Below are 11,751 nucleotides of genomic sequence, written 5' to 3' on the forward strand. Positions count from 1 at the left end.
CAATGATAGTGAACTTTGCGAGGAAATCATTTTTTTCATAATAAAATCTCCTAACAAAAAATTAGGAGATAAAAATGCCAAATACCTTTAAGAAAGAGCCTTTAACCCTGTCACGCCGCATACAATAAGAGCTACACTAATGATACGTGCTTTACTTTTCGACTCACCAAACAAGAACATGTTTAATAAAACGGCACCTGCTGTTCCAATACCAATCCAAACCGCATACGCGACACTTACTTGTAAAAATAAGAAAGATGTATACAAGAATGCAAAGGATGTAGCAAACCCACCTATATAAAGAGCCCCATTTGCTAATGTTTTATCTTTACTATACATTTTAAGACCGATTACACCGACTATTTCACTAATTGCAGCACAAAATACGAAAAACCAACCCATCTTTAAGCAGCTCCTTCCATAGTATCTTCTTTATTATCAGCTAGCTTTAAACCGATAACGCCAGCTACAACCATCACGATAAAGAATAATTTTCCTACACTGAAACTCCCGCCGAAAAGGAATACATCCATTAAGAAAGTACCTACCGTACCAGCTCCGGCGAAAACAGCATATACAGTCCCTGTTGCAAGATGCTCACACGCTTTAGAAAGAAAGTGAAAATCAACAGCGATAACGCCTAAAATAATAATCCAATGCCACCAAGTATCGGCCGTATTAAAACCAAATACCCAAAAAATTTCAAAGATACATGTTAATATGACATATAACCAAGCTCTATTCTTCATACCTCTCACCTCTTATGACTGACTATCAGTCATTTTTATTTTAAAAAATATACTCTTTCATCAATACTATATAAAAACAACTATCATCCTCATTTACCATTTATATTTATTCCGTTTTCAAACTAACTACATCCTTCCAAAGAAGAAATGACTGAATGTCATTCATATATATTGTACATGAATATTTTAAAAACTGTCAATGCCGAAAGTTTATTTAAAATTTCTTTCATCCGATTTGTATATTTCCTAATAATCTGTCAATACTGCTAGTAACATAATATTTTCTCCACTCCCCCTTGGAGAGATCCCTTGAATGGAGCAGTGAGCTTGTGCTAGCTGCTCTTTTTATTTTCATCTTTCATAATCTCATTCAATCGCATATTCACTTGATTCAAAATAAATATTTACTTATGCAATACTGTCACGATATTCCTCTCTATAAATTCCCGAAAAGCCATTTTGAATTCTTTTTAAATCTGATTTTCTTCGCTCTAAATCAATAATGAGATGTTTAGCTTCTTCAGATTTCAAACTACACATCCCTTTCTACAAAATAGCATTTTCACTCAATTGTCATTTCACTTTTTTGTTCTACAATTCGATATGCAATATTTCATATTTCATTATCGCAATATCACTTTATTAACCAGCATTTTATATAAACGAGTTTCTATTATGTATTAAATCAACATTTGTAATTTAATTCCTTATTTAAAATATATAGTTTTTATTTTTAAACACTATATTCGAATAATTATATTGGAATTTCTTGTTCTACACATCCAAATACATATTGTGTATTATGTAGGAGAAGAGTAATTAAAAGACTTACTCTTTGCTATTGAGGGAAGAGCCTGAGAGCCATATCAGGCTCTTCTTTGTTTATATATATCATGTATTTGAATTTTGCAGTATGCAAAACTAATTAAAGTTCTTAACAACATTTCATTTTTGACTAAAATATAGATGCCCACTATTACATAAATAAGAATGGGCCTTTTTCTCCCTGAAAACTTCACCCAACATACCGAATCATCGCCACCTCATCACAATAATCTACCTTTGGACAATGTCTACAATCAATCCATACCTTCTCTGGTAACGTCTCTCTATTCACAAAAACAAACCCGCACTTTTGAAAAAATTCCGTTTCATATGTTAAAGAAATAACTCTACTCACTTTTATTTTCGCTGCCTCATTTATTACATGGTTTACTAACATACGTCCGATCCCTTTTCCTGCATATGTATGCGAAACGACTAACGATCGTACTTCTGCAAGGTCCTCCCCTAATACATGTAAACCAGCAACTCCGACGATTTCCCCCTCTTCTTTCACAACATACAAACATTGTAAATATTGATAGAGAGACAAAAGAGAACGCGGTAAAACCACTCCCTCTTTTGCATAAACTTCAATGAGACTATAAATGTCTTTCACATCACTCGTAACCGCATTACAGATTTTCATATGCTATCCCCTTGCCCCCGATATTAATATTTATAACCAGAAATGAATTTTAATACATAATTTTATATAATAATACATCTCTCTTTTCTTCTCGTCAATCACTTTATACAAACAAAAAACCAAGCAATCTAATCGATGCTCGGTTCCTCATTTCGTATCGGTAATACGGTCGAATATTTAATTTCTCGAAGTGCTAAACTCGTCTGTATCCTTGTAATACCAAGCTTATTTAGCTTTCTAATAAACTGCTCTAATTCTTTACGATCACGATTTGCAACCTTTAATAAATAATCATACTCTCCTGTTAAACAGTGACATTCTAACACTTCAGGCATCGCTTCTAATTCTTTTTCCAACACTTCAAGTTTATCCGATTGATGAATATTCGTACTCATAAAAATGAAGCATAACAAATCAAAACCAAGCTTTTCTTGGTTTAAAATGGCTACTTGCTTATCAATGAATCCTTCTCCATCTAATCTTTTTATTCTCGCATGCATCGCAGCTGGTGATAAATTAACACGTCGCGCAAGCTCTGCATTACTTACTTGTGACTCCTTCTGTAATATATCTAAAATTTGTACATCTAAATCATCCAACACTTTAATAACAGACGACTCCATTATAATTCCCCCTTTTTTCTTACCGATGATTATTCGAAAAAACACCTTATAACTGATATAAAACTGAATATCTTTCTCTAAATATCATTCATAACAAAACATTTCATCGATTTTTATCCATTATACAAAATAATATATTACACAATAAAGAAAAATGCTAAAATTATTTACAATTCACACTGATTACAACAAAGGGGATTTTAATATGCCTTATTTTTATGTCTTTTTACTATTACTAACGAGCTTATTATGGGGAGGAAACTTTGTCGTTGGAAAATCACTTGTTGATCACGCATCTCCAATGACACTTACAAGTTTAAGATGGATGATTGCGATTGTTTGTTTATTACCAATGGTATGGTTTAAAGAAAAGAAAATCATTCCACCACGCGCGGCAATACTTCCGTTAATATTGATGGGAATTTCAGGGGTTGCTCTTTTTAACATCTTTCAATTTTTAGCATTAGAAAAAACATCCGCAACAAATGTAGGGCTTATTTCTACATTAAACGCGATTTCTATTGCACTATTTTCTGTCTTATTTCTAAAAGAAAAAGTAAATACACTTCAAATTCTATCCATGATTCTTTCATTCTTTGGAGTTATTCTTGTCCTATTAAAAGGTAACTTTGCACTTTTATTTTCACTACATTTTAATAGTGGTGACTTATGGATGATTGCCGCTGTTTGCATTTGGGGAATGTATTCTGTTTGTAGTAAATGGGCAACAAAAACAACGACACCGCTTATGGCGACGCTTTACTCTGGTATTTTCGGCGTTATTTTATTACTGCCATTTAACATAGGAAGCTTCACTGTTACAAATATCAACACTTCTTTTATAACATCACTTTTATATACTGGACTCATTTCCACAGTTCTTTGTATGGTATTTTGGAATGTTGGCGTACAAAAATTAGGAGCAACTACATCCGGCATTTTTCTAAACTTCAATCCCATTTTCACAGCTATTTTAGCATTCCTTTTCCTCGGAGAAGAATTAACGTGGATTCAAATTTTAGGGACAATGATCGTTGTGACAGGATGTTATTTATTTTCTCATTTCAAAACAGTTGCCGTTCAGCCTGTTAGACCTTTAATGCGAAAACATTCTTAATGAAAAAACATCGTCATCTGGGTTGGCGATGTTTTTATTTTCTCTTCATTTCTTTTATATACTGCTTTTCCTCTTCTGGCGATAAACGTTCCGTCGCCTTGCCAGTATCTCCACCTTGAAGGCTCCATAAAAAGTTATGCTCCTCAACAGTTTGAGAAAAATCTCCTTTTTCCCATCTATTTATAATAGAAAATAACTTCATTTTATATTGAAAATCTGTGCTATTTTCAATATCTCTTTTCACATTAGAAATTTCCTTGTTTGTCATTTCTACAAATCCCCATTTTTCAGAGGATTTTACCTTTTGGTGTACCATTTTGTGCATAGTAGAAATAATTTCACCTTCACTAACTTGCGGAGATTCTTCTGCAACTTTCTTCTCTTTTTCGTTTGCCACTTGCTGGGTTTGAATATTTTTATTTTCTTTTTCCACATATGCAAGCAATTTCTTTCCGCCAACTATAGACGAGAAAATTATTATAATTATAATGCATATACCTACGCCCCATTTAAAAAGCATTAACTCTTCATCGCTTCTCTAACAAGATGACTATCTACATATTGCTTAAACTTCACAATTTTTCCGTCCTCAAGTTGCCATATATGAACAAATTCTGCTTCAAATGATTTTCCCGTTTCTTTATAAACTCCTGAATACATACCTTCAGCAATAATTACATCTTTTCCGCTTACTTCATGATATGTATTTACACTTGCTTTATAATCATCCCATTCTGATCCTAATCGGCTAAATACATTTTCCATTATTGCTTCTACACCTATATAAGTTCCCCCGTATGGGAATCCTTCTGCCTCTGTCCATTCTACTTTTTCAGAGAGGGCTTCCGCTAAATGTTTTGCATTCGAAGAAGCTGATCCTTCATATGTACTTCGAATTATTTCTAAATTTGATTTAGACATGTTACTTCCTCCCGTTTTATTTTTTGCACAAGTTGTAACGAAGTTAGTTACAACTTGTGCAAAAAAATATTTAAATTATTTTATTCTTAATCTATTAGTTGTAATTATTATAGTTACAATAATGATTCAAGTCAACAATTTATAAATAAAATCTACTTCGTTTTCATTACTTTCTCTTTTAAGAAACGATCTACATATCCTTCTGCTTTTACAACGAATAAATACGCACCCATTGATAATAATGCAAGGTCTAATTCATATCCTGGATTCTTTCCATCTCCTAATAAACCTGCTGCTCCATTTACCTTTACGATAGCTCCAGCTAAAATAAGAGCGAATAACAATCCTACATATCTTACGCCTAAACCGATAATTAATAATATACCACCAACTAATTCAACTGTTGCTACGCCATATGCAAGACCACCTGGTAAGCCAATGCTTGTAAACCAGCCTGCTACGTTATCGATACCTGATTGAAACTTCGCTAAACCATGTGCAAAGAACGTTACTCCTAACACGATACGAATAATTAAGTTACCAATGTATTGATTCATTTTGAACTCTCCTTTTTGTTTTGTTATGGTGAACTTTTATTTACAAGTCAAAACAATACGGTATTTCATTTCATTCGTCAAATACTTTTTTAAAGAAAACAAAAAACATTATCCCTTTTACGGATAATGTTTTCTTACAAAATAGCGCTAATTCAGGCTTTTACTCTATTACACAAGAAATTTGAAACATTTTTCCAGCGCCAACATACGGCAATAAAGAAATATCCTCTTCTACAACCATGCCAACAACGTTCACTTTCTCATCTGCAGGCAAATCATGTATAGCAACTTGCATCTCTCCTGCATATCTACCGTACAATTCATTATCAATTGTAATGCTGCCTTTCTTTCTTGTAATTGTATGCATCGGCTGTAAAATCACTTTATGTTCTTCTCGCGATTCTACTGAGCGAATGACATCACGGGCTGGATCCAGCCTATTTGTATGCACTCGTTCCACTATTTTTAATACTTCTTTATCAGTTATAAACGATTTGTACCGCAGCGGAATAATCCCTCTACTCGCACTCGCTATCTCTTGTACACTTTCTACACTTCCGCTTATATCCCCGATTAACACTTTATCGACACCACAATCTTGTACAAGTTCTAAATACGCTTCAAGCGGGCGCATATTGCGGTGCTTTTCTAACGTTGGTAAGCCTTCATATAACGGGCCCCGTTTCTCCCCATCCCCTGGAATAAATGCCATCGTTTTTATTCCGCACTCATGCAAGTATTGGTTTTGTTTTTGTAAAAAGGACTTTGCTAGTCCTGTTTCTGGACGCGGGTAAAAATTATGCCACGCTTCTACATTCTCGACCCGTATCTTTTCAGTAATTAACTCTTTCCAAAATGAATCTGTAATCGTGCTCGCATTTAAAGCTACTTTCATCTTGTGAGATACGCGTGCGATTTCTTTTGGCGCAATGCCGTAGTCCATTCTTAAGCCTGTAATGCCCCAGTCCAGTAGATCCTCCACATTTTCATACGTCATCCCTAAATGGTGTAACGATTTTGGAGAAACATCGACCATTAATTCCATGTTATTTTCAAGAGCTTGTTTCCCAAGCATTTGAATTAGCTCTTTATACGTACCAGGGTCATCTTCAGGAATGTGCAATGATGTAAAAATAGATGAAAACCCGTTTTCCTTCGCTACTTTTAGCCACTCTTCTTGCTTCTTTACTCGTTCTTTTGCAAGGTAAATTGAAACTCCAATCATATGAATCTCCCTTTCTATAAATAGAAAAAGAGAAAGGAATCCCTTTCTCTATATGTTTTCTGCCATTTCTTCTTTAAATCCGAAGAAGTACGTAAAGATGAATCCGAACGTATATGCCACTACTAATCCAAGGAAATATAATAAATATTTATTATCAGCAATTAACGGAATTAATGATAATCCTGATACACCAATTCCGAGTGCAGCTGTTTTCATAACTGCTTGGAACGCACCGCCAACTGCTGCTCCTAAACAAGCTGTAAGAAACGGTTTTCCCAGTGGTAATGTAACCCCATATAATAACGGTTCACCAATTCCTAAAAATCCAACTGGTAATGCCCCTTTAATTACGTTACGCAGTCGTTTGTTTTTTGTTTTTACAAAAATAGCAATCGCTGCTCCTACTTGCCCAGCGCCAGCCATTGCAAGTACCGGTAATAAAGGCGTTACGTGCGTTTGATTAATAAACTCCATATGAATCGGTGTTAAACCGTGATGTAATCCGACCATAACGAGCGGTAAAAATGTTCCAGCAAGTACTGCCCCAGCAAACGCTCCGCCAATACTTAAAATACCATTAATTCCGCTCGTAATTCCTTCAGATAAGAAACCTGCTACCGGCTGAATTGCTAACATCGTTACGATACTTACGACTAACACAGTAATAAGCGGCGTTACAATAATATCAACTGCATTTGGTACAGCTTTTCGAACTTGTCTTTCCACTACAACCATAAGCCACGCTGCAAAAATAACGGCAAACAATCCGCCCCGTCCGGGTACGAGCGCTTCACCGAATAATTTTACATTCGCCATCGCCGGGTTAAAAATTAAAATACCAGCAATCGCCCCAAGAACTGGAGTCCCGCCAAACTCTTTCGCTGTATTCCAGCCGACTAAAATGCCTAAGAATGTAAAGATACCGCCGCCAATAAGTAATAACATTTGTAGCCACGTTGCATTCGGATCAGCACCTGCGTTTTTCGCAAAGTTAGCAACCCCGTTTATAATACCTGACGCAACAAGACCCGGAATTAACGGAATGAAAATACTTCCTATTTTTCTTAAAAAGTTTTTCACCGGTGTATTATTTTTCTTCTTCATCTCTGACTTCATCTCTTGCCCAAGATCTTCAAGGTGATGATCTGCCACCTCACCAATTCGCAGTCCCGTTAAACCTTCCATCTCTGCTGCTACTTTATTTACCGTTCCCGGACCAACGACAACTTGAAGCGTCTCATCTTCAATAACGCCCATAACCCCTTCAACCTTTTTTAAAAGGTCCATGTTCACTTTACTTTCATCATGAAGCGTTAATCGTAGTCTCGTCATACAATGAGCGATGCCACGAATATTTTTTATTCCCCCAAGTTGCTCTGAAATTTCTTTCGCCATTCTCTCTTCTTTCCTCATAATAGAATCCCCCTCCCTATTATTTATAGTGCCTTCTTCACAAACCCTTTTGCTTCTTTTAGTTTCTCCAGTGCTTCCCCATACTCACACTGCAATAACACCATAACAATCGCAGCTTTCACGTTACGTTCTGCTTTTTCATAATGCTCTGCTGCTACTTCATAACTAACCCCTGTTGCTTCCACAATAATTCGTTTTGATCGTTCTATTAACTTTTCATTTGTAGATTGAACATCTACCATTAAATTTTTATATACTTTTCCAACACCAATCATAGAAGCTGTTGAAATCATATTCAGCACTAGTTTTTGCGCTGTACCAGCTTTCAAACGCGTTGATCCTGTTAAAATTTCTGCGCCTGTTTCTACTTCCACGTTTAGTTTTGCATATTTACTTATTTCAGCATTTTTATTACAGGAGATACTAGCTGTACTCGCTCCTACGCTATTCGCGTACTTCAAGCCACCAATAACATAAGGAGTTCGACCACTTGCTGCAATTCCAATCACTGTATCTTTCTCATTTAATCCAATACTTTTCAAATCTTCTTCTGCTAATTCTTCGCGATCTTCTGCACCTTCTACCGCTTTAGTAAACGCTTTCAATCCACCTGCTATAAATCCTTGCACCATTTTATCGTCTGTGCCAAATGTCGGCGGACATTCCACTGCGTCCAAAATACCTAAACGGCCACTCGTACCAGCCCCAATGTAAATTAATCGGCCCTCTTCTTCGAAAGATTGAATAACAGCCCCTACAACCTTTTCAATTTGTTCTATTTCATTTTCAACTGCTAATGCAACAGTTCGATCTTCTTCATTCATACTTTGCAAAACTTCTTTTATGCTCATCTCATCTAAATTCATCGTCTTCTCATTGCGATGTTCTGTCGATAAATTTTCTAACATATTCCCACCTACTTTGAAATTTAATTTCATACTTTCATTATAACTTTAAGAAATTTAAAATCAATATCACTTTATTATTTTATGAAATTTAATTTCTTTTCATGACGAATTTATGTCCGTCCGTATGCAAAAAAGATGGGTTTCCCCATCTTTTCATTTCAGCTTCCGTAATCGCAAAGCTTCTTCTCTTGTATCCATAAATTGATCTAGCACTTTATTACCAATGCGATTAAAGGTAATCACATATAGAGCATCTATCATGTTCAATTGCGTCATTCTTGAAGCAATACTTGCAATGCGATGATCTTGTTCTACATCTGGCATACAAAGACGAATATCCGCCTCTTTATATAACGGTGATGATTGATCAAGCTTTGTAATCGCAATAACTGTTGCACCCTGTCTCTTCGCATATTGCGCCATTTCAAGTACATCTTTCGTACGACCAGATGTTGAAATCGCCACAAATATATCGCCTTCTTTTAAATTCGTCACAAGCGGCAACATCATATGAAAATCAGATAGCATCATTGCAGTAAATCCGAGTCTTGTAAATTTATAAGCCCCGTCCATTGCTGGAGTTGCTGATCCACCTACTCCGTAAAATATAATTTTATCCGCATTTACAATACGATCCGCTGCTTTCTCAAGCTCCTTCTTATCAATAGCCGTCACGCTCGCCTCAATTGCAGCTTTATTCACATACGTAACTTTATTAAACAAGTCGTACGGGCCATCTTCCGTATTCATCACTGAAAAATCATTAATATTATAATCAGCAATCGTTAATTCACGAACGAGCGCGATTTTAAATGCTTTAAAGCTCCCAATCCCAATCGACTTACAAAAACGAACAACACTCGCTTCACTTGCACCTGCATTCGTTGACACTTCTTTCGTCGTTAAGTTCGGAACAATCTCTGCATTCTCCATTATGTACATGGCAACCTTTTTTTCAGCTGGTGAAAATTGATCCATATTACTTTCAATTTTAAATAGTAATGTTGAAGCTTTCACTATTTAACCTCCACTTCTTACGGTTGCGTTCACTTATTTTCTCTTGCTTCAAGAAGGTAAAAACCATCATCGCCAGGAGGATGAAACACATTTACAATGCGATTCCCTTTTTGATAAACAGTTCTTTCCCCTTCTGTCCACTTCTTTTCCCAACCGTTCATCCAAATCGCAACATCAGGTAAAAAAGCAGTATATTTCAGCTTCTGATCGTACTCACCATCTGCTTCTTCCGAGAAAATAGAAACCGGAAAATCTTTCACTTTTGATTCTTTCCATGCAGTAAATGGTATGCACAATAAAAGAAGTATAATTACACCTATAATCTTTTCCTTCGTAATCCTCAAACACATCCCTCTCCTTGTCATATCACATACATAGATTTTACCATAATTACAAACCTTTCATGCCACATGACTATTGCTTGTTCCAATAAAAAAGAGCTTACCTACATCAGGTAAGCTCTTCCTCTCTATACAAAATACTTCTTCAAAAGCGGCGGGGTAATAATCGTTGTCAATATAACAACAATAACAATCGCTGTGAAATTTTCTTTCGCTAATAAATTCGCCGTAAGTCCATTCGCTGCGATGATAAGTGCTACTTCACCACGCGATACCATTCCCGCACCGATACTAATAGAAGATTGAAGATTGAATCCTGTTAGTCTTGCTCCTAAACCGGATCCAATTAACTTTGTGAAAATCGCAATAAGCGTCATGATGATAATGAACCAAAGTTGGCTTCCGATACCTTGAAATGTAATTTCCATTCCGATACTTACGAAGAACACCGGTACAAATATTGCATACGCAATCGGTTCAATTTTATGTTCTACTTCGTGCTTATACTCTGTTTGAGAAATGGCAATTCCGGCTGCAAATGCTCCAATAATGCCTGCAATTCCCATCATTTCACTGTAATAAGAAAAAGAGAAGCAAATAATAAGAGCCGCGCTAATTAACGCTTCTGTTACACGAAGCGGCACGAGCATTTTCATAATCCAGGGAACAACTTTCCATGCAATAAAAACAATGCTAACAAAGAAGATAATTTTCTTTACGATAACAAGTGTTATATTCACATCTTGCGTTCCTAAAAAGCTCATAACAAACGCTAATAAAATAACGACGATGACGTCATCAAATACGGCAGCACCTAAAATCGTTGTACTTTCTCTCGTATTCATTTTCCCTAAATCTCTTAGCGTTTGCACTGTAATACTAACTGACGTTGCGCAAAGTAATAATCCTAAAAAAATGGCATGAGATTGTATTAATCCAAACAGCAATCCTGTTACATAACCACCGATGAAAGGAAAAATAATTCCACCAGCTGCTACTGCAAATGACGATTTCAAATTCCGATTTAACTCTTCTAAATCTGTTTCAAGTCCAGCCATAAACATAAGTAGTAAAACACCAATCTCACTCAATTCATCGATTAATTCAGAACTATTTATAATACCAAGTACAGCTGGACCGATAATAATACCGATAATTAATTTACCAAGTACAGAAGGCTGGCCAAGCCTCACGCTAATATCACCAGCTAATTTCGTACAAAGTAAAATGACGACAAGTTCAAAATAAAATAACATAACATCTTCTCCTACTTTAACTTTGATCAGTGGGTTTTCTCCATCCAAAGTAAATTTATAACCCTCGTCCATTCCTGCAAGTAGTTTCTCCTATTCATCTGCATTTTATTTGTCATATTTTTATTTGACAAAATATTCTGAATTATATTAAGA

Annotated in this window: 15 protein-coding genes; 1 reads left to right on the forward strand and 14 read right to left on the reverse strand. The window is 35.7% G+C overall.

The genetic code is table 11. The features are described 5' to 3' along the window. Window positions 1-87 precede the first annotated feature (87 nt). The 5 genes from QCI47_RS23800 to QCI47_RS23820 all read right to left on the reverse strand — a co-directional run bounded on the left by QCI47_RS23800 (window position 88) and on the right by QCI47_RS23820 (window position 2,843). Entirely contained in the window at window positions 88-402 is a 315-nt protein-coding gene (locus tag QCI47_RS23800) for a DMT family transporter (RefSeq protein WP_000539674.1), read from the reverse strand. A gap of 2 nt (window positions 403-404) precedes the next feature. Continuing rightward, window positions 405-749 carry a DMT family transporter gene (locus QCI47_RS23805; protein ID WP_061131379.1) on the reverse strand — a complete coding sequence of 115 codons (345 nt, stop codon included), beginning with the start codon at window positions 747-749 and terminating at the stop codon, window positions 405-407. Between the two features lie 408 nt (window positions 750-1,157). Then, window positions 1,158-1,280, reverse strand: a complete 123-nt coding sequence (locus QCI47_RS23810; RefSeq protein ID WP_255285330.1) for a hypothetical protein — start codon at window positions 1,278-1,280, stop codon at window positions 1,158-1,160. A gap of 484 nt (window positions 1,281-1,764) precedes the next feature. After that, a complete protein-coding gene (locus tag QCI47_RS23815; protein ID WP_061131378.1) occupies window positions 1,765-2,220 on the reverse strand; it encodes an N-acetyltransferase in 456 nt (151 codons plus the stop codon). A 128-nt stretch (window positions 2,221-2,348) separates the two neighbouring features. Continuing rightward, window positions 2,349-2,843 (reverse strand): Lrp/AsnC family transcriptional regulator, encoded by a 495-nt coding sequence (locus QCI47_RS23820; protein WP_000446106.1) that lies wholly within the window; start codon window positions 2,841-2,843, stop codon window positions 2,349-2,351. A 205-nt stretch (window positions 2,844-3,048) separates the two neighbouring features. On the opposite strand from QCI47_RS23820, the gene QCI47_RS23825 reads away from it, so the two are divergent. Continuing rightward, complete coding sequence (locus QCI47_RS23825) at window positions 3,049-3,960, forward strand: DMT family transporter (RefSeq protein ID WP_061131377.1); 912 nt, start codon at window positions 3,049-3,051, stop codon at window positions 3,958-3,960. Window positions 3,961-3,994: 34 nt separating this feature from the next. Here the strand turns inward: QCI47_RS23825 and QCI47_RS23830 are convergent, their stop codons facing one another. The 9 genes from QCI47_RS23830 to QCI47_RS23870 all read right to left on the reverse strand — a co-directional run bounded on the left by QCI47_RS23830 (window position 3,995) and on the right by QCI47_RS23870 (window position 11,598). Next, the gene (locus tag QCI47_RS23830; protein ID WP_309422405.1) at window positions 3,995-4,480 is read right to left on the reverse strand and encodes a PRK06770 family protein; all 486 of its coding nucleotides are present in this window, start codon (window positions 4,478-4,480) and stop codon (window positions 3,995-3,997) included. Then, on the reverse strand, window positions 4,480-4,881 hold the full coding sequence (locus tag QCI47_RS23835; RefSeq protein ID WP_061131375.1) for a nuclear transport factor 2 family protein: 402 nt from the start codon (window positions 4,879-4,881) through the stop codon (window positions 4,480-4,482). Before QCI47_RS23835 ends, QCI47_RS23830 begins: the two co-directional genes overlap by 1 nt. Window positions 4,882-5,033: 152 nt before the next feature. Next, window positions 5,034-5,438, reverse strand: coding sequence for a DoxX family protein (locus QCI47_RS23840; protein ID WP_001077751.1), 405 nt, complete (start codon window positions 5,436-5,438; stop codon window positions 5,034-5,036). Window positions 5,439-5,598: 160 nt separating this feature from the next. Next, on the reverse strand, window positions 5,599-6,663 hold the full coding sequence (locus QCI47_RS23845; RefSeq protein ID WP_061131374.1) for a DUF871 domain-containing protein: 1,065 nt from the start codon (window positions 6,661-6,663) through the stop codon (window positions 5,599-5,601). A 48-nt stretch (window positions 6,664-6,711) separates the two neighbouring features. Beyond that, complete coding sequence (locus tag QCI47_RS23850; protein WP_061131373.1) at window positions 6,712-8,076, reverse strand: PTS transporter subunit EIIC; 1,365 nt, start codon at window positions 8,074-8,076, stop codon at window positions 6,712-6,714. 23 nt (window positions 8,077-8,099) lie between these two features. Beyond that, window positions 8,100-8,984 (reverse strand): N-acetylmuramic acid 6-phosphate etherase, encoded by an 885-nt coding sequence (gene murQ / locus QCI47_RS23855; RefSeq protein WP_000892362.1) that lies wholly within the window; start codon window positions 8,982-8,984, stop codon window positions 8,100-8,102. A 153-nt stretch (window positions 8,985-9,137) separates the two neighbouring features. Further along, window positions 9,138-10,001: a MurR/RpiR family transcriptional regulator gene (locus QCI47_RS23860; protein WP_000648162.1), complete on the reverse strand. Its 864-nt coding sequence runs from the start codon at window positions 9,999-10,001 to the stop codon at window positions 9,138-9,140. A 29-nt stretch (window positions 10,002-10,030) separates the two neighbouring features. Then, entirely contained in the window at window positions 10,031-10,345 is a 315-nt protein-coding gene (locus tag QCI47_RS23865) for a hypothetical protein (RefSeq protein ID WP_001223240.1), read from the reverse strand. 125 nt (window positions 10,346-10,470) lie between these two features. Then, window positions 10,471-11,598: a cation:proton antiporter gene (locus QCI47_RS23870; RefSeq protein ID WP_000899800.1), complete on the reverse strand. Its 1,128-nt coding sequence runs from the start codon at window positions 11,596-11,598 to the stop codon at window positions 10,471-10,473. Between the last annotated feature and the right edge of the window lie 153 nt (window positions 11,599-11,751).

It is taken from the genome of Bacillus cereus group sp. RP29, assembly GCF_040459765.1.
Taxonomy (GTDB): Bacteria; Bacillota; Bacilli; order Bacillales; family Bacillaceae_G; genus Bacillus_A; species Bacillus_A paranthracis.